We start from the raw sequence: 21347 nt of genomic DNA on the forward strand, positions 1-21347 counted from the left end.
CGGCCGGACCGTCAGAGCTTCATGTCGATGCCCACGTAGAGCTGCCTGCCGGCCGCCGGCGAGAGCATCGGCTGCGCCTGGGCCTGGAAGAAGGTGTCGTACCAGACATAGGCGTACTCGCGGCCGGTGGCGTTCTTCACCTGCAGGTCGAGGCTCCACGCGGGGCTGATCCGGTAACGGGCGCTCAGGTCCAGCACGGCAAAGCCGCCGTACTTGCCGGCCACGTTCCTCTCTTCCAGGTAGTAATCGCCCTGCGCGCGGCCCTGCAGGCCGAGCTTCAGCGCCTCGGTGGCCTGGAAGTCCAGGCCGATGTTGCTGATGTAGCGCGGCACGGCGGCCACCTCGTTGCCTTCCAGCGACTCGACGCCAAGGCGGCCATCGTGCTCGATCTTGGCCTCCTGGTAGGCGTGCGACGCCCACGCCGTCCAGCGCTCGCCCAGGTGGGCGGTGATCTGCGCGTCCACGCCGCGGCGCCGGGTCTTGCCCAACTGCACCGTGGTGCCGGTGGCGGGCATGTTGGAGATCTCGTTCTCGGCATCCTGCTGCCAGATCGCCAGGCGCGCCTGCGCGCCCCGGAACGGGCTGAACTTGATGCCCAGTTCCATGCCGGTGTTGGTGGAAGGGCTCATCGCGCCTTGCCCGGGCGTCAGGTAGGCCGGGGCGGTGCCGCCGGTCAGGACCTGCGCGGTGCGCCCCCAGTTGGCGTAGACGTTGGCGCCGGGCGCCAGGGCGTACACCACGCTCAGCTTGGGCTGGTCGATGTTGCCGTAGCGCTGCAGCCGGCCGGTGCTGCCGTCCACCAGGCGGGTATCGCCGTCGTAGCGGTCGACGCGGTAGGCCGGCACGATCTTCAACGCCTCGATCGGCTGGTAGATGGCCTGCACGTAGGCGCCCCAGTTGTCCAAGGTGTGCCGCTCGTCGTTCTGGATCCTGGCCGGGGTGGTCCAGAAGTCGGTCGGCTCGGAATAGCTGAAGCGCAAGCGCTGGTAGCGGTTGTCCTGCTGCTCGTAGTTGAAGCCGCCTTCCAGGGTGAGCACGTCGCTGGCGTTCCAGGTCAGGGCGCCCAGCATGCCTGCCTGCCGCTCGTCCCATATGCGGCGCTGCCGCGGGGCATTGCCGGTCGGCAGGTCGCTGAAGGTGATGCGGCGGTCGTCCTCGTACCGGTTGTAGTACAGCTTGGTGCCGAAGTAGAGATCGTCGGCCAGCTTCAAGTCGACGCTCGCGGTGAACTGGCGCATGTCGCGATCGTCGCCGTCGTTGCGGTTGCGCAGCTCCGAGGCGCGCCGGTCGGCCTTCATCTCCGCCGCGGTCATGAAGCCGGGCTCCTCGGCTTCGTTGTGGTAGGCGCGCGCCGTCAGGCCCACGCGCAGGCCATCGTCTTCCAGGTTCCCATGGAACCATTTGCCGCCGATGCCGTACTTCTTCGAGGCGTCGTTGGCCCGGTAGCCGTTCGAATCCTGGTAGCCGAGGAAGTAGTTCTGCGCGAAATCGTTGCCCTCGCGCCCGATCGCCAACTGCGCGCTGCGGGTGTCGTAGCTGCCGTAGCCCAGGCGCGCATCGGTGTAGTTGCCGCCCTGGCGGGTCCCGAAATTGACGTTGCCGCCGATGTTGTGCAGGCCGTAGCGCGGGTCGTTGGTGCCGCGCACCACCTCGATGTAGCTGATCTCCAGCGGGAACAGCATGTCGATGAAGCGCTGGTTGCCGCTGTTGACGTTGCTGGGGATGCCGTCGATCAGCGTCTTGATGGCATTGAGGTAGCCCTCGCCGTTGAACGCGCGGAAGCTGACCTTGCCGGACTCCGCGCCCTGGCGGGTTTCGGTCAGTTGGATGCCGGGCATCTGGCCCAGGAGCTCCCAGCTCTGCGACACGTTCTTGTCCTCGATCTGGTCGGCCCCCAGCACGTCGACCGAGGTCAGCACCTGGTGCGCGGTGAGCTGCCCGTCGGCGTGCTGGTGCACATCGACCTTGCCCAGGGTCAGGGCGGAATCGCCCGACTGGGCGTAGGCCTGCGTGGACAGGCAGACAGCCGCGATCGCGGCCGCCAGAGTGCGGATTTTCATGGGCATGCAGGTAGGGAGGGGAACAGCGGACAGCGACGGCCCAGGCCGTCGATTGGTTATAACGTAACATTTGATGGGTCTGGCGGCCAACCCCGGCGTGGGCAGCCGCAGGGCAGTGCATGCGCTGGCCGCCGTGCCGGGACCAAAGCACCGATGTCGATGCAGTTTATGTTATGTAATATCATTTCATGATAGATTGCCGGGCCCAGCCCCCGGGATCCCGTTGCCTTGAACGCCTCACAGCCGGTCGTCGACATCCACGCCCTTCGGGTTGCCTACGCCGGCAAACCCGTCCTGTCCGATCTCTCGCTGCGGGTCGAAGCGGGCAGCATCTATGCCCTGCTGGGCGGCAACGGCGCAGGCAAGTCCACGACGCTTTCGGTCTTGCTTGGATTCCTCAAGCCCGCGTCGGGGCAAGCCAAGGTCGCCGGCATCACGCCCTGGGAAGCGCCGGCAAAGGCGCGCAGCCAGCTGGCCTACCTGCCGGAGAACGTGGCGCTCTACGAGCACCTGAGCGCGGTGGAGAACATGGACTATCTGCTGTCGTTGAGCGGCAGCACGCCCGACCGGCAGACGATCACGGTCGCGCTGCGCGCGGTCGGCCTGCAGGAGACGGCCTGGCACCAGCGCCTGGCCGGCTTCTCCAAGGGCATGCGACAGAAGGTCGCCATCGCGATCGCGCTTGCCCGCCAGGTTCCGCTGCTTCTCCTGGACGAACCGACCTCCGGGTTGGATCCGGGCGCCAGCGCCGATTTCCACGAGCTGCTGGAATCGGTGCGGGCCCGCGGCACTTCCGTGCTGATGGTGACCCATGACCTGATGGGGGCAATCGAGGTGGCCGATCGCATCGGCGTGCTCGAGCGCGGGCGCATCGCCTACGAGTCCGAGCGGGCGCACTTCGACCTGCCTTCGCTGCATGCCCATTTCGCCGGCCGGGCCAACGCTGCATGAGGGCCTGGCAATCGGTCATGCGCAACGAGCTGCGCGCCATGGTGCGGGATCGCACCGCGCTGTCCGGTATCGTGCTGCTCACCCTCCTGGCGATCGCCGCGACGCTTGTCTCGTCGCACCACATGCGGTCGGCCGCCGAGTACCGTGCCCGGCAGCAGGCCGCCGCGCAGCAGGCGTTCGATGCGCAGCCCGATCGCCATCCCCATCGGGTGGTCCACTACGGCCACTTCGTCTACCGGCTGCCGTCGGCCCTGGCCGCCTTCGACCCGGGCGTGGATCCCTTCACCGGCAGCAGCATGTTCCTGGAGGGGCATCGCCAGAACACCGCCAACTTCGGCGATGTCATGCAGAGCTCGATCCTGACCCGGTTCGGCCAGCTGACGCCGGCGTTCGTGCTGCAGGTGCTGGCCCCCCTGGTACTGATCTTCCTGGGTTACGGCGCACTGGCCCAGGAACGGGAGCGCGGCACGCTGCGCCAGCTGCTGCTGCAGGGCGCATCCACGCGTGCCATCGTCCTGGGCAAGCTGGCCGCACTGTGGTCGGTCGCGGCACTGTTCATGCTTCCCGCATTCGTCGGGCTGGCGATCCTGGCCGCCGCTCCCGAGGGGTCGCTGGCCATCTCGCTGGTCCTGATGCTGGGGTATGCGGTCTACCTGGGCACGTGGAGCACGTTGGTCGCCGCCGCCTCGGCGCTGCTGTCGCGCAGGCGCGACGCGCTGCTGGCACTGGTCGCCGTGTGGGCCGTGTCCACGCTTCTCGTGCCGAGGGTCGCGCCCGACTTCGCCCATGCGGCCCATGTGCTCCCTGACCGGCTCCAGACCGAGGTCGCCATCGGCCGCGACGTGCGCGCGCTGGGCGACAGCCACGATCCGGACGACCCGTACTTCGCCGCGTTCCGCAAGCGGGTGCTGGATCAATACGGCGTCTCGCGCATCGAGGACTTGCCGGTCAACTACAAGGGACTGCTGGCCGTCGAAGGCGAGCGCATGACCTCGGCGCTCTTCAACGACTATGGCGAGCGCAGCGCACGCATCCAGAACGACCAGAACCGCCTGGTCGGGCGCTTCGCGCTGCTCAGCCCTTCCATCGCGCTGGCACAGCTGTCGATGGCCGCGGCCGCGGCCGACCTGGCCGCGCATCTCCAGTTCATCTCGCAGGCCGAGGCCTACAGGTACCGGATGGTCCAGGACCTCAACCAGCTGCAGGCCGATGCGGTCAGCTACGCCGACGATACCGCCAAGGACGCGGGCGCCGACCAGCGCAAGCGGATCGACCGGCACCATTGGCAGGCCATTCCGCGCTTCGACTTCCGACCGCGCCCGGCGGCGGCCGTGCTCGGGGACATGCTGCCAAGGCTGCTGGTCCTGCTGGGGTGGTTCGCGGCCAGCCTGCTCCTGCTCGCCGCGAGCGCGCGCCGCGTGGGTGGGGCACGATGAAGATCTGGCGTTACGAATGGGCGCTCCTGCTGCGCTCCAGGATCGCCGTGGCGGGTTTGTGCCTGCTGGCGTTGCTGGCGGTCGCCAGCCTGCTCTCCGGAATCCAGAGGATCGAAAGCCAGTGCCAGGCCATCGAGCGGATCCCGTCGCTGCAGGCCGAGGACATGGCGGCCGCGATCAAGGCGCACGGCGCCTCCGGCGATGCAGGGCAGGCCGCCTACTACTCGTTCCACCCGACATGGAACCCGCCATCGCCCCTGGCGTTCTCGGCCGTGGGCATGCGCGACGTGGCGCCGTTCATCCTGCGAGTGCGCGCGCTGGGCCTCGAAGCACAGATCCACGACGGCGACCTGTTCAATCCCGAACTGGCACTGGCAGGACGGTTCGATTTCGCCTTCCTGCTGACCTTCCTTGCGCCGCTGTTCGTGATCGTGCTTTTCCACGACATCCGCTCGTCGGAGACCGAGTCCGGACGGGAAAGGCTTCTTGCCAGCCTGCCGGGGTCGCTGGGCGGCCTCTATGCCCGGCGTTCGGCCGTGCGCCTGTCGGCGCTGGCGCTCTGCCTGGGCCTGCCGTTCACCGTCGCCGCCTGCCAGCAAGGAGTACCGGTCCTGCAGATCGCGGGAGTCCTGGCGCTGATGCTGGCCTACCTCGCGTTCTGGGCGGCGGTGGGCGTGTTGATCGCCCGCCGGGGCTGGAACTCGGGCGCCAATGCAGCCGCATTGGCCGCGACGTGGGCCACCATCGCCCTGATCGTGCCGGCATTGGCGAACGTGGCGATCGAACGGGCCATACCCGTTGGCCAAGGCGCCGAGATCGCCCGCGCCCAGCGCGAGGCCGTCAACCACGCGTGGGACATTCCCCGCGAGCAGACCATGCAACGCTTCTATGCCAGGTATCCGGAGTGGAGCCATTCGGCGCCGCTGGGCACGGAGTTCCACTACAAGTGGTACCTGGCGTTCCACCAGAACGGCGATGACGCCGTTGCCCCGCTGGCAAAAGCGTACCGGGATGGCATCGAAAGGCGCTCGGCCGCCGCGACGGCCCTGGGCTGGCTACTGCCCCCCGTCGGACTGCAGGCGGCGCTGACGCGCATGGCGGGGACGGACATGCAAGCCCACCTGGCCTACCAGGACCGCATCCGCGCATACCACGCGCGCCTGAGGCAGTTCTACTACGGCTACCTGTTCGAGGACCGCCGCTTCGACGAGGAGGACTACCAGGCGGCGCCGGTGTTCTCGCCGGAACAGGCCGGCACGAGGGCGGGGCAGGGGTGACGTCGCTTTTTGCGGTTTGGCCGTATGGCCATCATCAGTCCACGATGTGATGCTCGCCGGAGGGAACTCTGTCAGGCAATGGAAGCACTGCTACCATGGTGCTGAAGGCGTCATGCCAAGCAAGGCCGTCGCGCTTGACCAGAAGTCGGTCGTAGGAAGTCAACCTGATCTGTTACTTGAGTGACCGGCTCATTTGGCTGCAAGCCAAACGAGAATAAGTGCGCCGGGGTTCCGTCGATGATCTGTCCGCGAACCAACCTCGGTTTGAATGAACTCTTAGTACCGTACTAAGCAAGAAGGCCGCACGCGTATTTGAATTTCGCCAATACTCCGAACTCTATCGGGAGACATCCCGAAAGCAAAACATGGCTCATGTCGCCGGCACGCCCTGACGCCGGGATCAAGCCGCACCGCCAAGCGGATCCGGCTTGGATGAGCCGTTCGGACTCATGTTCCTGTACGTGAAGTAGAACGCGATAGCTCCGATCCCGCCAAAAACTGCCGCATAGCCGACGAACTGGAAATAGTTGATCCAGCCGGCCAGGGTGAGGACGCCGTTGTCCACTATTTGGACGCCGTTGGCCCAGGAACTGGATAGCGTCCCGGTTTGGCCCCACGGGTGCTGCCAGATCGCGGCTGGTACGGCCCCAATGACGAGGCCTGCCAACAGCATTGGCAGCAAGCGGAACTTGCCAATGCGAAGTAGCCAGCCTGCGGCAACTAGGCCGAATAGCAGCGTGTGAGCGAACGCAACAATTGTCGCTACGAGAAGAACCAATGGCCAGATGGGATTTGGGCGATCATGGTCCAGAACATAGAACAGGCATGTGCATGCGAGCGCAGGAGCCAATGCTGCGGCCGAGGACGCGGCCAAAATGGCAAGGAACTGTCTCATGAGCCATGACGCCTTGATTGAGCCGATCGGCGAATCCGGTTCGGCCTGGATGAAGAGTTAGCCCTCTGAACGATCAACTTGCTCGTAGGGGCTTATGAGCCAATAGAAACAGTGGGCACAGAAATCGGCGCTGCGCGGGGAGGCACGGCCGGTCACGGGTGACCGGCCGCAATGCGGGCACGTTAGGGCTTCTTTTTCGATGAGCTGGCTGACGAGGGCGCAGGCGAAAAGAATGGACGTGGCGATGAACAGTGGCAACTTCGGCCAGACGAACATGGATATGAAGCAGGCAAACAGCGCGGCGAAGAGGACCGTTTGGACGCGGCCGGTGCGCCTGTCATGTGCCGCGATCTTTGCGGACCACTGATCTATCACGGACTGGTCATGGGTAGCGCGGAGCTTCATGGGAACAACCGCTACTCGAAGACAGGGCGGTGCATGGTGCCGGCCTGCGGTCCACGAACTGACGGGTGAATTCCAACTGCGATCTTCTCAGCGCTTTGCGCGCATCGCGAAACGTAATCCCCATGCCCGAGCATGCTGCGTCCCCCTGCCTTCCTAGCTGGAGTTACCGTATCACCCGGGCCGGCCGTTGCTCAACGGGCTTGCCCGCTCCGGGTTGCGTTTGTCCTCCAAAGACTTGAGCTAACCCGCAGAGCGGCAGGGAAGCCACTGCGAGTGAAATCGGCCGGGTTTCCTGCGGACCCGCTTGCTCCACCAATGCGATCGTCCTTGGCGGGTTGTACAGTGACGCTCCTTTCCTATGCCAGGTGCCCCCATGAGCCGGACAACGTTTTCCTTGATCCTGGCTGCCATCGTGGCCGGTCCGTTGCTTTCCGGATGTTCGCCGTCCCAGCCGGCCGCAACCGACGCAAATGCGGCCGCGGTGGGGCCGCCGGCGCCGCCGGCGGACCACCCTGATGTGTTCCGTTTCAAGATCGGTGCGCTTGATGCCGTTGCACTGAAGGATGGGGACATCGAGGTTCCCAACGATGGCAAGACCTTCGGCGTCGGCCGGCCCGTCGAGGACGTGGCGGCCCTGCTGGCCTCGGCGAACCTCCCGACCGATTCGCTACGCCTGAGCATCCAGCCGCTGCTGGTCCGCAACGGGGCGCAGGTGCTGCTGTTCGATACCGGAGCGGGGGATGCGTCGTTTGCGCGAGCCGGCCGCCTGCCGGCTTCGCTGCGCGATGCGGGCGTGGATCCGTCCCAGGTCTCCGATATCTTCCTCTCGCACCGGCACCCGGACCACACGGGCGGGTTGCTGACGCGCGAAGGTGCGCTCGCCTTCCCCAATGCCCGCATCCACCTCTCGGCGCCGGAATGGGAGGCGCTGAAGCGCGATGGCGATACCGCGCTCGTTGCCGCGATCGCGCCGAAAGTCGTGGCCTTCCAACCCGGCTCGGAGGTGCTGCCGGGCATGGTCACCTCGGTGGCCGTCGAAGGGCACACGCCCGGGCACAGTGCATACGAGATCGCATCGGGTGGAGAGCGCTTGCTCTATCTCGGAGACACGGCTCACCACTACGTGATTTCCGTGCAGCGGCCGGAATGGACCGTGGAATACGACGAAAATGCGCCGCAGGCGCAGGCGAGCCGGCGCGCGCTGCTGCAACGCGCTGCCGAGGGCAACCTGCGCATCTACGCAGTGCACTTCCCCTTTCCCGGGCTGGGGCGGATCAAAGCCAAGGACAGCAGCTTCGTATGGGTTCCCGAGGGTGGGGAGCTGGGCGACTGACCTGGCATGACCGGGGCGGTTCATCTCCCCCGCGGGAGAGGGCGGCAAACCGACCTCGGTTTGCCACTGCGAAGCGCATCCGAGTTGGATCGTGGCGTTGAAGGCGCCATGGCGAATCAAGCCAACAGACTCGGCTGGCATCGTCCACTGTGCTTTTCAGCGCCCAGACGGCGAGGTCTTGCAATTCCGGTCAAATGCCTGAGTCGAGGGTCCGATTGGCAAGCGTCTTTTGGCAAAACTCCAGCGCGGCATCAGCTCCTTGAGAAGGAATCCTGATTTCGCCCTCCGCATCGAAGTATGGGCGGAACTGGTCAATGAATGAGGCGCCCGCGCGACCGGACCCTGATCGCCCTGCTGCGCTGAAGAGGAAAGAAGGCTGTCGGAAGGCAGCCTTCTTCCTTGCGCGGTGCGGGGCCGCACGGGGCGGCGGTTCAAGGCGCCCGCTTCACACCCAACTGCAAATCCAGCCAATCCAGCACCCGCTGCTGCACGTCGCGCCCGTGCTCGCGCTCGAAGAACCAGTGCGGGCCGCGCGGATACGTCACCATCTCCACCGGCGTGCCGTTGAACTTCAGCGCTCGGTAGAACATCTCGCCCTGCGAGAGCGGCACGCGCTTGTCCTGCTCGCCGTGCAGGATCAGCACCGGCACCTTCACCCGGTCGACGTAGCGGATGGGCGAGTGCGCGTCGTAGACGGCGCGGTTCGCCAGCGGGTCGCCGAAATAGCCCGGCAGGTAGTCCGGCGTGTCGGTGGTCAGTGCCATCGCGCCGATGTCGATCACCCCCGCGCCGACGATGGCGGTCTTGAAGCGGTCGCTGTGCGTCACCGCCCACGCAGAGAGGTAGCCCCCATAGCTCCAGCCGCCGATCGCCAGGCGCTGCGGGTCGATCACGCCTTCGCGTTCCAGCAGGTCCACGCCATCGAGGATATCCTGGAAATCCGCGCCGCCCCAATCGTTGCGCACCATTTCGGCGAACGCGCGGCCGCCGCCCTCCGAACCGCGCGGGTTGGGCAGGAATACCGCGTAGCCGTGCGTGGCGAGCAGCTGCGCCCAGTCGTGCCAGGAGCCGAGCCAGCCAGACCACCATGCCCACGCCGGCCCACCGTGGCCCTGCACCAGCGTGGGCAGTGGCGTGCCGGGTTTCCAATCGGGCGGGGTGACCAGCAGGCCGGTGATGCGCAGGCCATCGCGCGAGGATGCCCATTCCAGCTCGCGCACCCGCCCGTGTGCCCAACGCGTGACTTCCGGGTGCGTGTCGGTGCGAACGGCGAGCTTGCCACCCTCCAGCGTCCAGACCTCGGCCGGCTGGTCGTCGCGTATGCCGAGATACGCGCTGCGCCCGTTGCGCGCGGTGGTGAACGACTGGAACGGGATCTGCGGCCGCGCCACTTGGCGCGCGCGGCCCGTGGCCGCGTCCAGCCGCAGGAAGCTGCCGCGCACGCCGCGTTGGCCTTGGCCGATGAGCGTACGCGCGTCCTGCCAGCGTGCCAGCCACAGCGTGCCGTCCCAGTCCGCGCCGAGCACAGTGCGGCGGCCGCTGGCGATGTCGTGCACGGTGATCTCGGCGGTCATGCCGTGGTCGCCCAGGTGGCCGTACACCAGGCGCGTGCCGTCCGGCGACCACTGCAGCGGATGCGCCGAGGCGCGCGCTTCGAGCACCTGGCCGAGCGCGCCGCTGCCGGCGTCCACCAGCACCACGCGCGAGCGGTACCAGTAATCGTTGAGCGTGGTGCCGTCGGAGACGCGCAGCGCCAGCACGCGCCCGTCCGGCGACCACGCCAGGTCGTGCACCTGCAGGCCCGGCGCGGTGAGCGCGCGCGTGTCGCCGCTGCGCAGGTCGCGCACCCACGCGCGCGAGAACCGCGTGGGGTGATCGACGCGCACCGCGTCGTCCTTGGCGTCGGCCGCGCGCTGGGCGTCGGCGTCCACGCCGTCGGTGGCCAGGTAGGCGATGCGCGTGCCGTCGTGCGAGACCTCGAAGGCGCTGACATCGTGCGCGGAGCGGGTGAGCGGCATCGCCGCATCGCCCTGCGCATCCACGCGCCACACCTGCGTGCCGGCCAGCGCGGGCGTCTGCACCGAACCGGGCAGTGCACGGTTGGAGAGGAAATCCAGGTGCCGTCCATCGGCCGTCCAGCGCGGATGTTCCTCGCTGGCGCGCTCCGGCGCGGGCAGCTCGCGCGCGGCGGCGGGGCCGGTCGCGGGCACGCGCCAGATACGGCTGCGCGGCGGCTCGCCCCGCGGCTGCGGCGTGCCGACCGTATAGGCGATCCAGCGGCCGTCGCGGTCGATCTGCGGATCGCCGACGCTGCGCAGCGCCATGATCTTCTCTGGTGTCGGCCGCTCCGCCGCGGTCTGCGCGGCGGAGGCGCCCGGCCAGAGCAGGGCCCACGGTAGGCAGGCGGCGAGCAGCCGGTGCAGCGTCGAGGTCATGCGGCGTGTCCTGGCAGGGAGGAAGGGGAAAGATGATCGCGTACCCACGCCGCGCCGCGGGCCACGGCCTCGCGCGCCTGGTCGGAAATCGCCATCGCCTCGATGAAGCTGTGCGGCGCGCCGGGGTACACCTGCGTGCGCACCACCCCGCCGGCGTCAGCCAGCGCCTGGGCCATCCGGGCATTCTGTTCGGCCAGCACGTCGCGATCGCCCCACAGCATCAGCGCCGGCGGCAGATCGTGCAGTGGCGCCAGCAAAGGGGCGGAGAACGGCCCGGCCACCCGCGCCGCATCGGCCCCGAGGTAGGCCTCCCAGAACTCGTCCATCTCCGCGCCGCTCAGCATGTCCTCGGCGGTGCCGAGCGTGCGCCGCGCGTGATCGGACAGCGCCGGTGTCCAGGCGCCGTAGTTCAGCAGCAGCGCATGGATGCGCGAGAGCTCGCCCTGCTCGCGCAAGCGCAGCGCGGCGGCGACAGCGAGGTTGGCACCGGCCGAATCGCCTCCCAGCGCCAGCCGCGCGGGATCGATCCCGAACGCAGCGCCGTGTTCGCGCAACCACGCCAGCGCGGCCACCGCCTGGTCCAGCGCGGCGGGGTAGGGATGCTCGGGCGCGAGGCTGTAGTCGATGGCCACCACCGGCAGCCGCGTCGCGTCGGCGTATTCGCGCAACAGCCGGTCATGCGTATCCAGCCCGAATAGGCACCAGCCGCCGCCGTGCAGGTACACCAGCGCCGGCGAAGGCGCGGGCGCGGCGGCCTGCGGATGCAGGATGCGCAGGCCGAACTCGCCGTGCGTGGACGGCAGGCGCAGGTCGGCCACCTCGCGCATCCGCGGGCCGCCTTCGCGCCAGGGCGCGCGTGCCTGCGCGGCGATGACGCGGCGCTGCGGCCAGCCGGGCTGCCCATCGCCCCGCAGGCGCGCGCCTTCGCGGCAGACCTCCTCGATGAAGCGGCGGATCTGCGGGTCCAGCGCGTCCAGGCTGCGGCTCATGCGCCGTCCCCGGCGAAATCGCGCATCCACGCCACCAGCGCATCCTCGCCGCCGGCCTGCAGGCCGAGCAGCAGCTGGGCGAAATCGTGGCGTGCCTCGTCCTGGCCGAGCTTGAAGGTCGCGCGGACCTCGCGCACGACGCCGCGCAGCGCGGTAACGCCGGCCGCCAGCCGCGCATAGCGCTCGCCCATCTCCGCCAGCGACCAGGCATGCGCGCGCCCGGCTTCCATCTGCGTGACCAGCGCATCGAGTTCGGCCTGGATGTCGGCCGCGTCCTCGCTCACCGCCACGTCCAGCTCGAACACCGCGGCGGCGTAGTTCCAGCTCGGCGCCTGGGTGCGGTCGTCCAGCCAGCTCGGCGAAACGTAGGCATGCGGTCCCATCACCAGCGCCTGCGCGCGGCCGTCGCGGCGCAGCCGCGCCACGTGCGGGTTGCGCCGCGCGAGATGGCCGCGCAGGGCCACCAACCGCCCCTGGGCATCGCATTCGGCGCGCAGTGGCAGCGGGGTGAACGCGGCATCCTCGCCGCCGGCCGAGACCAGCCAGGCGAAGGGTTGGGCGGCCAGCAGGCGCAGGAGGTCGTCCTGGCTGCGCGCGGCATAGCGGCTGTCGCGGGCGTGTCCCATCAGTGCGGCTCCTTCAAAGTGGTGGCCACCGAATGCGCGGGCCAGCGATGGCCCCACGGCGCGGCCTGTTCGAGTTCGGCGGCCAGCTGCAGCAGCAGCGGCTCCTGCCCGCGGTCGGCGGCGAACTGCACGCCCACCGGCAGCACGCCGGCCTGGCCCAGCGGCAGCGAGATCGCCGGCGTGCCGGCTAGGTTCTGCAGCGGGGTGTAGCTCATCCAGTGGAACATGGCCGGCATCAGCGCGTCGAAATCGCGATCCGGGGCCAGTTCGCCCAGCCTCGGCGGCGGCGTGCGCAGCGTCGGCGTCAGCACGACGTCGTGGCGCTGGTGGAAGGCGGTGAACGCCGGCGGGAGCGCGGCCAGCACCGCATAGGCCTGCTCCAGCTCGGCCACCCCGCAGTGGCGGCGGTGGTAGTCCGCCAGCCCGTGCGTCCACGGTTCCAGCGCGTCGGCGGCGAAGGCATCGCCGCCCTGCGCAGCGGCCAGCTCCACCGCATCCAGGCCCAGACGGGACCACAGCGTGTACAGCGCCTGCCAGACATCGGCGCCGGGCAGCGGATACGTCGTGCTTTCGACCTGGTGCCCGAGCGAGGCGCACAGGTCCGCGGCCACTTCCAGCACGCGGGCCACCGCCGGATCGGGCGCCAGGCCGGGCAGCGAATCGGCCACCACGCCGATGCGCAGCCGCCTGGGCGCGCGCGCCAGGCCGGCAAGGTCGATGCCGGCGTCCGGATGCGCGGTGGCGAAGGCCCAGGCGGTATCGCGCACGCTGCGCGACATCAGGCTGTCGGCGACAATCAGGTCTTCGATGGCATGCCGCCCGCGCACCGGCACCGTGGCGCCGCGTCCGGGCTTGAGGCCGACCACGCCGCAGGCCGAGGCCGGAATACGGATCGAGCCCGCGCCATCGCTGCCATGCGCCAGCGGCACGATGCCGGCCGCCAGCGCCGCCCCCGCGCCGCCGCTGGAGCCGCCCGGCGAATGCGCCGGCGACCACGGGTTGCGCGTCACCGGGCCGAGCAGCGGTTCGGTGGAGCCCATCAGGCCGAACTCGGGCATCGTGCTCTTGCCGATCGCCACCAGCCCGCTCGCGTCGAAGCGCTGCACGAACGGCGAGGCGTCCGCGGCCGGCGCGTTGCTGCGCGAGCGAGAGCCGCCGCGCGTAGGCATGCCGGGATAGCGCAGCGAATCCTTCGGCAGCCACGGCACGCCGGCCATCGGTGCATTGCGGTCCACGGCGTCGGCGCGGGCCAGCGCGGCGGCGTCGTCGGCGTGGCACAGCGCGCCGAGCGCGGGGTCCAGGTGGCGTGCGCGCACGAGCGCCGCGGCGGTCAGTTCGCGCGGCGAAAGCTCGCCGCGGCGCACCAGCGCCCGTTGATCGTGCGCGTCCAGGCGACCCAGCTGCAGCGCCTGGGCCAGGGGAAAGTCGAGCGGGGTCATGCGTGGGAATCCTGCACTTGCCGGCGCGCGCGGCGCTGGCCGTAGACGAGATAGATCAGCGCGCCGACGGCGATGTAGCCGAGCAGCAGGCTGGCGGGCAGCAGGTCGCCGCGGCGCACCTGCGCGTACATGTCGCCCAGCACCGGCGCCATCATCGCCACGCACATCGCGATGCCCAGCGTGGGCACCACGCCGATCCAGGCGCGGCCGATCCACACCCCGCCCAGCGGCACGCGGAAGCCGCCGCGCAGCGCCGGGCGCGTGGAGCGCAGCCACATCACCGCGATGCACACCACGATGAACGCCGAGGCGATGCCCAGGCAGATCAGGTCGCCGAGGACGCCGATGGGCAGCAGCGCGGCGAGCAACGCGCTCGCGCTGCCGAAGGCGACGCTGGCCAGCCATGGCGTGCCCAGCCGGGGATGCACACGGGTGAAGAACGCCGGCAGCAGGCCGTCGCGCGCGATGCTCAGGCTGATGCGCGATGCGCCATACGCGTTGGCCAGCAGCACCGAGCCCAGCCCGGTTAGCGCGCCGATCTTGATCACGCCGGCAAAGCCCGGCCAGCCGATGCGGTCCACCGCCAGCGCCACCGGGTCGGGCACGCCGAGCTCGCGGAACGGCACCAGCCCGGTGAGCACCGCGCCGGCGGCGATGTACAGCACCGTGCACACCACCAGCGAGCCGAGGATGCCCAGCGGCACGTCGCGGCGCGGTTGGCGCGCCTCGGCGGCGGCCATCGAGACGGTTTCGAAACCGAGGTAGGCGAAGAACAGCATCGCTGCCGCGCGCAGCACGCCTGGCCAGCCATACGCGAAGCCGCCTTCGTTGGCGGGCAGGAATGGTTGCCAGTTCGCCGCATCGACGAACTGCGCGCCCACCGCGACGAATGCCAGCAGCACCGCGATCTTGGTCAGCACCAGCACCAGGTTGGCCAGCGCGGAGCGGCCCACGCCGGCGATCTGGATGGCCGCGGCGGCCAGCACCGCCAGCGCGGCCACCACGTTGATGCCCCCGCTGAAGGCCAGCGTCGTGTGCCCGTCCTGTTGCGTGGCGGTGACGCTGGACGTGGCCAGCCACATCGGCACCCGCACGTGCAGGTCGCCGAGCAGGCTGGTGAGGTAGCCGGAGAACCCGGCCGCCACGGCGGCGGCGGCGAGCAGGTATTCGAGGATCACCATCCATGCCAGCGCCCACGCCGCGCCCTCGCCGAGGGTGACCTGGCAATACGAGTACGCCGAGCCGGACACCGGGATCACCGACGACAGTTCCGCATAGCACAGCCCGGTGAACCCGCAGGCCATTGCCGCCAGCACGAAGGACAGCATCACTGCCGGCCCGGCGAAGTGGGCCGCCGCCGCGCCGGTCACCACGTAGATGCCGGCGCCCAGGATATTGGCGATGCCCAGCACCATCAGGCTGCCCGCGCCCAGGCGCCGGTGCAGGCCGGCGCGCTCGCCATCGGCCACCACCGCCTCCAGTGGCTTGCGGCGCAGCGCGAGCTGCCAGCGGCCGATCTCGCGTGCCTTCACGAAGACCCTCCCGTCCATCGTGTCAGTAGCGCCAGTGGACGGTCACGCCGTAGGTGCGCGGCCGCACCAGGCCTTCGCCGATGCCGTTGGTCTCCGACACGCTGCGGGTGATGCCGCGCTTGTCGGTGAGGTTGCTGCCGAACAGCGTCACGTCCGTGGTACCGAAGGTCATCCGGTAGCGCAGGTCGAACAGGTTGTAGTTGCCCTGGCGATTGGGCGTGATGCCCGGCACGGCCGAGTTGAGGTCGCTGATGCCACTGCCCACGTACTGGTGCGCGAGCGTCAGCGTCGGCTGGTAGACGGCATCGAAGTGGTAGCTCAGCAGGTTGCTCACCGTCCAGTCGGCCGAACCCGGCAGCTGCGCGCCGGCCGGCGCGGTGCCGTAGTAGAGGATGAACAGGTCCTCGTCCAGGCGCGCGCGCTGCCAGGTGGCGGTGGCCTGCCATTCGAAGGCATCCACCGGGCGCCAGGTGGCGGCGAACTCCACGCCGCGGCTGTACGCCTTGCCGCCGTTGCTGGCGTAGTTGTAGAAGTCCGGTGTCTGCAGGCGCAGCTGGATGTCCTTCCAGTCCACGTAGAACAGCGTGGCATCGAGCAGCAGGCGGCCGTCGGCCCAGCCGGTGCGCGTGCCCAGTTCGTAGTTGACCAGGCTGTCGCTTCTGGAGCCCGAGGGCACCGGGTAGGCGCTCAGGCCGGCCGTGTTCGGTTCGCCGAAGCGGAAGCCTTCGGAGACCAGGCCGTAGAACATCACGTCCGGGGTGGCCTGCCAGGTCAGCGCGACCTTGGGGTTGAAGCCGTCTTCCTTGGTTTGCTGCGTGGTGACGATGGGCTCGCCCGGATAGGTCGAGAAGCCCACCTGCGTCGAGGTGGTGCGCACCTTGTTGCGGAACAGGCGCCCGCCCACGGTGAGCTTCCACTGTTCGTTGAAGTGGAAGCTGGCCTCGCCGAACAGCGCCGCTTCCGAGCCGGTGAGGTGGGTGAAAAAGCTGTTGAAGATTTCGCCATCCGGGGCGATCACCGTACCGCTGCCGGGCCCGAACAGGGCGGACTGGTCGAACGCGGCGGCCGCGCCCTGCGCGCCGATCTGCTCGTAGAGGTCCTTGTCCGAATCGAAGTACATGCCGCCGATCAGCCAGTCCACCCGGCCGCCCGGCTTGGACGACAGGCGCAGCTCGATGCTCTTGCCGCGGCTCTCGCCGCCGGAGTCGATGTACAGCGGCGAGGTCAGGTCCAGGTCGAGATCGGCGTTGTAGGCGCCGCGGATGGGCGTGTAGTCGAAACGCCAGTCCTGCTGCTTCTTCTGGTAGGCGAGCAGGGCGGTGAGGTCGGCAAAGCCCAGGTCCTGGTCCAGGCGCAGGCTGTGCACGGCGATCTTGGTGCGGGTGAACTCCGGCAGCGCGGTGTCGCGCTGCAGGTCGCCCAGGCCGGCGATCTGGTAGCTGTTGTCGTCGTTGTCGATGTTCTGCAGCAGGCTCAGCCAGGTCAGCGTGGTGGCATCGCCGGGCGTGAGCACGATGGACAGGCGGCCGCCGTCGAGCTGGGTGTCGTTGGCGCCCTTGCGGCCGGTGCCGATGTTGTCCAGGAAGCCAGGATCCTCCCGATACTGCGCCACCGCGCGCACGGCGAGCAGGTCTTCCTTGATTGGCACGTTGACCATCGCCTTGGCGCTGTAGCCCACATCGGCGTTCTTGGTCTGGCTGACGGTCGCCTCGGCGGCGGCGTCGAACGCGCTGCTGTCGGCCACGTTGGCGACGTAGTTCACCGCGCCGCCCATCGAGGCCGAGCCGAACAACGTGCCCTGCGGGCCGCGCAGCACCTCCACGCGGTTGAGGTCGAAGGCGTCCACGTCGGGGATGGCGATGGTCCAGCCCGGCTCGGTCAGCGGCACTTCGTTGAGGAAGTAGCCGGTGGTCGGCTGGCCCTGCACGTTGCCCGAGCTGGTGGCGATGCCGCGCATCACCACGTGCGATACGCCGGGCTGGTAGTTGTTGAATACCACGCCCGGGGTGCGCTGAATGTAATCGGCCAGCGACTGCGCGCCGATGTCCTGCAGTTGCTGGTCGGTGACGGCCGAGGCGGAGCCGGCGATCTCGCGCACCGATTCCTTCAGCTTGCCGGCGGTGACCACGACGGTATCGAGCGTCCGGGCGGCGTCCTCGCCGGAGGCGTCGGGCGCGGGGGCCTGCGCCCAGGCGGGCGCGGCGGCGGTGACCAGGCCCAGGCAACAACCCAGACGGATGGCGCGGGCGAGTTTGCGAACGTGGAGCTGCGACGGCATGGCACGGTCCCCTGGTAGCGATGGAAGCGGCCGCCGGTGCATCCCCGCTGGCGGCCCGCATGGCGTTGGACCGAGTGAAAGTGAAAACCGCCACCGCTGTCCAGCAGAATCGGCGGGGCCCGCGCTATGGGCAGGCCCATGATTCTGCTAGGGTTATTCCGCAAGGAACCGAAGATATGGTCGGTATCACGGGCAAATAACGCAGAATCTGCGGGCCGTGCCGGCAAATAGCGAACAACCTGCGGCGCCCGCCGCCTCCGGAGCCCCATGACCGCCAAGGCCCTCGACCGCACCGACCTGAAGATCCTGGACGTGCTGCAGCAGGACGCGCGCATCACCAACCAGGCGCTGGCCGAACGCGTGGCGCTTTCGCCCAGCGCCTGCCTGGCGCGCGTGCGCACGCTGGAGGCGCGCGGCTTGATCCGCGGCTATCGCGCGCACGTGGCGGTGGACCGCATCCGCTCGGTCACGGTCGTGCTGGCGCAGGTGACCTTCAAGCAGCACGCGCTGGAAGAGTTCACCGAGTTCGACCGCCGCATCCTGGCGATGCCCGAAGTGGTGGAGGCCAGCCGAATCTCCGGTGCGTTCGACTACCTGCTGCGCGTGGTGGTGAACGACGTGCACCACTGGAAGGACATCGCGCGCCTGCTGCTGGCCGGCGACTACGGCGTGGAGCGCATCGTCTCGCAGTTCCTGATGGACGAGGTCAAGCCGTTCAGCGGCTACCCGCTGGTGGATGCCTCCGCGCGGCAGCCGCCTTCGCGCGGTTGAGCGCGCTCCACCCTGTTTGGACGGCGCCGCGTTGCATGATGCATCGACCGCGGCGGTGTTGGGCATGCACGGGCATGCCACGCCGCAAGCGGTATCTCTTCCTCATGAGGTGCATGCCATGACCGACCGCATCGAAGCGGGCCAGCTGGTGTTCGTGGCCGATGGCGAGATCGGCGTGGCCGGCGTGCGCGAAGTGCGCCCGCACGAATCCACCTTCGTGATCAACGTGCAGAACGGCGGCGACTTCGTGCTGCCGCTGAGCGCGGTCACGGACGTGCATTCGGGCAAGGTGATCCTGGCCGTGGACCAGTTGCCCGAAGAGGTGCGCGCCGCGCTGCGCCACCCGCACGCGGCGGAGATCCGCAATTCCAGCTACGCCGCTACCGACCCGGCCGAAGGCCCGCTGAAGGGTTGAGTTTCGCGCCCGCGCGCCGCGCGGGGGCGAGCACCTGGAGAGGCCGCAGGCCACGTGTTCGCGCACGTGGCTTCGTTGCGTGGAAGTTCCGCCCCGCCCGCGTGATGGCGTTACAACGCGCCTAAAAAAAGCCCGCCGGTGACGGGGCTTTTCGTGCGGCTGGGCGTCCTGGATCAGGAAGCCATCTTCAGCGCGTGCTTGCGGTTGCGCATGACGTCGTGGCACTCGCGCACGCTCGGCAGCAGGGCCTGCACCTCGGCGCGCACGGCCGGCGGGGTGTCGGTGTCGCTCAGGGTGTCCTGGAAGGCGTGCAGCAGGCGGTCTTCCGACTGCTCCAGCTCGGCCACATAGCCGTAATCGGTGTCGCCCAGCATGGCACGCACGCGGCCGTACATCTGCTGCATCGAGCCCACCATCGTGCCGTGCTCGGCCGGCTTGCCGCCCGCTGCCGCCACCGTGGCGCTGAGGCGGCCACGATGCGAGTAACGGAGTCAGGTTCACTTACTTGGCGGGGGGTATTGATCCGCGGCCGACGAGCGGACCAATGCTTACGGAGCTGATCAAAGTTTCTACCTTGGGCGATGAAGGTAGCATGGCCAGGCGAACTGTCGTATTTGATGTCGGATTGGCGCGGCATCGCGCGGTAGGAAGTCAACCTGACCCCATTACTCTTGCCATTACTCTTACCACGGATAACTGGTCAGGAGCAGGCTCATCATGGGAGGCGTCATTGGCGCTGTGTTTTTTAGCATCTAAGGTCCGAAAGCTTAGATGCTATGTTTTGCCTGCAGTGCCGCAACTGCGGGAATATCTGGAAGTGCCCAATCCATCTCGGGTAGCTCATCCGGCACGCACCAGCGCACTTCTGAGTGTGCTGCGAGTTTGCTTGGGCTGGTCGTGGCATCGCATATGAAGCAATGCAGCCGTAGATGCCATTTACCCAATTCGGTGAAGTAGGAGCCCAACTCTTCACGGACAGTGATAGTCATGCCTAGTTCCTCTTCGATTTCTCGCGCCAGGGCTACCTCAGGAAGCTCGCCGTCCTCGACTTTGCCGCCGGGGAACTCCCACTTGAGACCGGATGGGCCGCCTGCAAGGCGTTTAGCAGCCATAATTTTTCCGTCTAGGAAGATAACGGCTGCGACTACGTGCAGCTCGACAAGGACTTGTGCGCTTTTCTGATACATCATTAATTCCCGATGGCTCTTGCTAGGTAAGCTGCTCGGCTAGAATTAGCTCAAGGTGCTCAATCTTTAGTCGGAGCGCGTCATTGATCTCAATGCCATCGATACCAAAGTGGATGCGGCGATGGCAGGTTGGACAGACTGCCGCGACACGATGCGGTGCATCGAGACCACCATCCGAAAGCCTATCGATGTGATGTACTTCCAAGTATGGCGAGCCATTCGCTCTTAGAAAAGGAGCAGCTGCCTGGCAAGCTTCACAAATACCGTTCGCCCTAGCTAATGCGTACTCCACTACCTGGTTTGCGCGTTGGAAGAGAGTGCGCTTCGCGTCAATAGCTTTATTCTTTACAGAGGTAGCTGCTTGTATCGCTATATCTCGCAGCACTTTGAGATTTCTTCCGTTAATTGGTAACGGATCCTCTGTTAGACCAGTGCCTTGGGCACGTTGAGTCCTTTCGAGTGCTTCCACCCTGACGAGCTGGAACTGGAAAATCTTGCGCTGCGCTCCATTCCGATCAGGGCCTGTGGCTTCAATTACACCGGCACACTGCATCTCTCCAACATAGCGGCAGTAACCTCTCCCTTGTACGTTTGGGAGTTCGCCTCTCACCTCAGCATCGGACGCTATCGCGAAGAGATGGAGTGCTCGGCCGTGCTCAACATGATCACGGATAGCAGCATTGCCGGCATCCATCGTCATATTTCCAACTTGTCCCTCTCCTGTGTAAGAGAAGACTTGGTGGGAGGCGTCCCAAGTATCAATGTATCCATGCTGCTCTCCGCTGCCGCCTGTGAAGATGAACACCGCAGGCGCCTTCCTGGATGGCGAGATTCCTGACTGCCTGTTGCCGCCGAATTCGTCATGGATCGAAGTCCGTTTATAGAGCCGGTTTTGCTCAAAGCTGGGGATGTGCATCGATGGTCCTCAGCGATCAGAGCCAGTCGTCAACAAGGCCTTCTCGAACTTCTTCACGAAAGGCACCAGGTCCTGGCCACAGGCCAGGCAGTACTCGCGTAGCTGCAGAAGATCGAGCCTTCGGGCGCCTCGCTCGACGTCGCTGATGTAGGACTGCGATCTACCGATCAGCGCAGCGAGGCTGCTTTGATTCGGGTGGGCTTTGGTCCGCATCTCGCGCAGCAGTTCCAGGAGCACCTGGTACTCGGCTTTGTGGATCGATTTGGTGGGCATGGCGGCGTCTCAGTTGGAAGGCCGCCCTTAAAGCTATATCTGCTTTTCAAATATCTGAAAAACAGATATTGTTGCTCGGCGAGCTCCCAATGCCTGTCGGCCGTTCTGTGTCGGCGCTGTAAGGCGAGC

18 protein-coding genes and 1 pseudogene are annotated in these 21347 nt (G+C 67.6%); 6 read left to right on the forward strand and 13 right to left on the reverse strand.

The window, feature by feature from the left end:
* Positions 1 to 11: 11 nt before the first annotated feature.
* Positions 12 to 2060: a TonB-dependent receptor gene (locus FD678_RS15660; protein ID WP_140725736.1), complete on the reverse strand. Its 2049-nt coding sequence runs from the start codon at positions 2058 to 2060 to the stop codon at positions 12 to 14.
* 228 nt (positions 2061 to 2288) lie between these two features.
* On the opposite strand from FD678_RS15660, the gene FD678_RS15665 reads away from it, so the two are divergent.
* The 3 genes from FD678_RS15665 to FD678_RS15675 are packed head-to-tail and all read left to right on the forward strand — an operon-like array spanning position 2289 to position 5724.
* The gene (locus FD678_RS15665; protein ID WP_140725740.1) at positions 2289 to 3011 is read left to right on the forward strand and encodes an ABC transporter ATP-binding protein; all 723 of its coding nucleotides are present in this window, start codon (positions 2289 to 2291) and stop codon (positions 3009 to 3011) included.
* Positions 3012 to 3028: 17 nt separating this feature from the next.
* Entirely contained in the window at positions 3029 to 4447 is a 1419-nt protein-coding gene (locus tag FD678_RS15670; protein WP_218569768.1) for a DUF3526 domain-containing protein, read from the forward strand.
* Positions 4444 to 5724 carry an ABC transporter permease gene (locus FD678_RS15675; protein WP_140725746.1) on the forward strand — a complete coding sequence of 427 codons (1281 nt, stop codon included), beginning with the start codon at positions 4444 to 4446 and terminating at the stop codon, positions 5722 to 5724. The genes FD678_RS15670 and FD678_RS15675 overlap by 4 nt, the downstream gene beginning before the upstream one ends.
* A 400-nt stretch (positions 5725 to 6124) precedes the next feature.
* Here FD678_RS15675 and FD678_RS15680 read toward each other — a convergent pair whose 3' ends face one another.
* Both FD678_RS15680 and FD678_RS15685 read right to left on the reverse strand, forming a co-directional pair.
* Entirely contained in the window at positions 6125 to 6619 is a 495-nt protein-coding gene (locus FD678_RS15680) for a hypothetical protein (protein ID WP_140725749.1), read from the reverse strand.
* Between the two features lie 57 nt (positions 6620 to 6676).
* Complete coding sequence (locus FD678_RS15685; protein WP_140725753.1) at positions 6677 to 7024, reverse strand: hypothetical protein; 348 nt, start codon at positions 7022 to 7024, stop codon at positions 6677 to 6679.
* Positions 7025 to 7397: 373 nt separating this feature from the next.
* On the opposite strand from FD678_RS15685, the gene FD678_RS15690 reads away from it, so the two are divergent.
* Complete coding sequence (locus tag FD678_RS15690; protein WP_140725756.1) at positions 7398 to 8357, forward strand: MBL fold metallo-hydrolase; 960 nt, start codon at positions 7398 to 7400, stop codon at positions 8355 to 8357.
* Positions 8358 to 8788: 431 nt separating this feature from the next.
* Here the strand turns inward: FD678_RS15690 and FD678_RS15695 are convergent, their stop codons facing one another.
* The 6 genes from FD678_RS15695 to FD678_RS15720 are packed head-to-tail and all read right to left on the reverse strand — an operon-like array spanning position 8789 to position 17656.
* Positions 8789 to 10792, reverse strand: a complete 2004-nt coding sequence (locus FD678_RS15695) for a S9 family peptidase (RefSeq protein WP_140725759.1) — start codon at positions 10790 to 10792, stop codon at positions 8789 to 8791.
* The gene (locus FD678_RS15700; protein ID WP_140725762.1) at positions 10789 to 11781 is read right to left on the reverse strand and encodes an alpha/beta hydrolase; all 993 of its coding nucleotides are present in this window, start codon (positions 11779 to 11781) and stop codon (positions 10789 to 10791) included. Before FD678_RS15700 ends, FD678_RS15695 begins: the two co-directional genes overlap by 4 nt.
* Entirely contained in the window at positions 11778 to 12407 is a 630-nt protein-coding gene (locus FD678_RS15705; RefSeq protein WP_140725764.1) for an FMN-binding negative transcriptional regulator, read from the reverse strand. The genes FD678_RS15700 and FD678_RS15705 overlap by 4 nt, the downstream gene beginning before the upstream one ends.
* Positions 12407 to 13846: an amidase family protein gene (locus FD678_RS15710; RefSeq protein WP_140725767.1), complete on the reverse strand. Its 1440-nt coding sequence runs from the start codon at positions 13844 to 13846 to the stop codon at positions 12407 to 12409. The genes FD678_RS15705 and FD678_RS15710 overlap by 1 nt, the downstream gene beginning before the upstream one ends.
* Positions 13843 to 15378 (reverse strand): amino acid permease, encoded by a 1536-nt coding sequence (locus FD678_RS15715; protein ID WP_218569769.1) that lies wholly within the window; start codon positions 15376 to 15378, stop codon positions 13843 to 13845. The genes FD678_RS15710 and FD678_RS15715 overlap by 4 nt, the downstream gene beginning before the upstream one ends.
* Before the next feature lie 22 nt (positions 15379 to 15400).
* The gene (locus FD678_RS15720) at positions 15401 to 17656 is read right to left on the reverse strand and encodes a TonB-dependent receptor (protein WP_177497844.1); all 2256 of its coding nucleotides are present in this window, start codon (positions 17654 to 17656) and stop codon (positions 15401 to 15403) included.
* 267 nt (positions 17657 to 17923) lie between these two features.
* Here FD678_RS15720 and FD678_RS15725 point away from each other — a divergent pair, with 267 nt between their 5' ends.
* Positions 17924 to 18427 carry an Lrp/AsnC family transcriptional regulator gene (locus FD678_RS15725; RefSeq protein WP_140725776.1) on the forward strand — a complete coding sequence of 168 codons (504 nt, stop codon included), beginning with the start codon at positions 17924 to 17926 and terminating at the stop codon, positions 18425 to 18427.
* A 118-nt stretch (positions 18428 to 18545) separates the two neighbouring features.
* Positions 18546 to 18842: a hypothetical protein gene (locus FD678_RS15730; RefSeq protein WP_140725779.1), complete on the forward strand. Its 297-nt coding sequence runs from the start codon at positions 18546 to 18548 to the stop codon at positions 18840 to 18842.
* 173 nt (positions 18843 to 19015) lie between these two features.
* Here FD678_RS15730 and FD678_RS15735 read toward each other — a convergent pair.
* From FD678_RS15735 to FD678_RS15750, 4 genes and pseudogenes are all read right to left on the reverse strand, one after another.
* Positions 19016 to 19318, reverse strand: a pseudogene (locus FD678_RS15735) (PA2169 family four-helix-bundle protein); the annotation flags it as partial.
* 291 nt (positions 19319 to 19609) lie between these two features.
* The gene (locus FD678_RS15740) at positions 19610 to 20029 is read right to left on the reverse strand and encodes a (deoxy)nucleoside triphosphate pyrophosphohydrolase (protein WP_177497846.1); all 420 of its coding nucleotides are present in this window, start codon (positions 20027 to 20029) and stop codon (positions 19610 to 19612) included.
* 22 nt (positions 20030 to 20051) lie between these two features.
* Positions 20052 to 20945 carry an HNH endonuclease gene (locus tag FD678_RS15745; protein WP_140725790.1) on the reverse strand — a complete coding sequence of 298 codons (894 nt, stop codon included), beginning with the start codon at positions 20943 to 20945 and terminating at the stop codon, positions 20052 to 20054.
* Positions 20946 to 20954: 9 nt separating this feature from the next.
* Complete coding sequence (locus tag FD678_RS15750) at positions 20955 to 21218, reverse strand: helix-turn-helix domain-containing protein (protein ID WP_140725793.1); 264 nt, start codon at positions 21216 to 21218, stop codon at positions 20955 to 20957.
* Positions 21219 to 21347 lie beyond the last annotated feature (129 nt).

The organism is Pseudomonas sp. Hp2 (assembly GCF_006386585.1).
Taxonomy (GTDB): Bacteria; Pseudomonadota; Gammaproteobacteria; order Xanthomonadales; family Xanthomonadaceae; genus Pseudomonas_S; species Pseudomonas_S boreopolis.

Excerpts from the sequence above, each read along its gene's own strand:
- FD678_RS15660 (WP_140725736.1), bottom strand. The coding sequence starts at position 2,060 with ATGAAAATCCGCACTCTGGCGGCCGCGATCGCGGCTGTCTGCCTGTCC.
- FD678_RS15670 (WP_218569768.1), top strand. The coding sequence starts at position 3,029 with ATGCGCAACGAGCTGCGCGCCATGGTGCGGGATCGCACCGCGCTGTCC.
- FD678_RS15675 (WP_140725746.1), top strand. The coding sequence starts at position 4,444 with ATGAAGATCTGGCGTTACGAATGGGCGCTCCTGCTGCGCTCCAGGATC.
- FD678_RS15680 (WP_140725749.1), bottom strand. The coding sequence starts at position 6,619 with ATGAGACAGTTCCTTGCCATTTTGGCCGCGTCCTCGGCCGCAGCATTG.
- FD678_RS15685 (WP_140725753.1), bottom strand. The coding sequence starts at position 7,024 with ATGAAGCTCCGCGCTACCCATGACCAGTCCGTGATAGATCAGTGGTCC.
- FD678_RS15690 (WP_140725756.1), top strand. The coding sequence starts at position 7,398 with ATGAGCCGGACAACGTTTTCCTTGATCCTGGCTGCCATCGTGGCCGGT.
- FD678_RS15695 (WP_140725759.1), bottom strand. The coding sequence starts at position 10,792 with ATGACCTCGACGCTGCACCGGCTGCTCGCCGCCTGCCTACCGTGGGCC.
- FD678_RS15700 (WP_140725762.1), bottom strand. The coding sequence starts at position 11,781 with ATGAGCCGCAGCCTGGACGCGCTGGACCCGCAGATCCGCCGCTTCATC.
- FD678_RS15705 (WP_140725764.1), bottom strand. The coding sequence starts at position 12,407 with ATGGGACACGCCCGCGACAGCCGCTATGCCGCGCGCAGCCAGGACGAC.
- FD678_RS15710 (WP_140725767.1), bottom strand. The coding sequence starts at position 13,846 with ATGACCCCGCTCGACTTTCCCCTGGCCCAGGCGCTGCAGCTGGGTCGC.
- FD678_RS15720 (WP_177497844.1), bottom strand. The coding sequence starts at position 17,656 with ATGCCGTCGCAGCTCCACGTTCGCAAACTCGCCCGCGCCATCCGTCTG.
- FD678_RS15725 (WP_140725776.1), top strand. The coding sequence starts at position 17,924 with ATGACCGCCAAGGCCCTCGACCGCACCGACCTGAAGATCCTGGACGTG.
- FD678_RS15730 (WP_140725779.1), top strand. The coding sequence starts at position 18,546 with ATGACCGACCGCATCGAAGCGGGCCAGCTGGTGTTCGTGGCCGATGGC.
- FD678_RS15740 (WP_177497846.1), bottom strand. The coding sequence starts at position 20,029 with ATGTATCAGAAAAGCGCACAAGTCCTTGTCGAGCTGCACGTAGTCGCA.
- FD678_RS15745 (WP_140725790.1), bottom strand. The coding sequence starts at position 20,945 with ATGCACATCCCCAGCTTTGAGCAAAACCGGCTCTATAAACGGACTTCG.
- FD678_RS15750 (WP_140725793.1), bottom strand. The coding sequence starts at position 21,218 with ATGCCCACCAAATCGATCCACAAAGCCGAGTACCAGGTGCTCCTGGAA.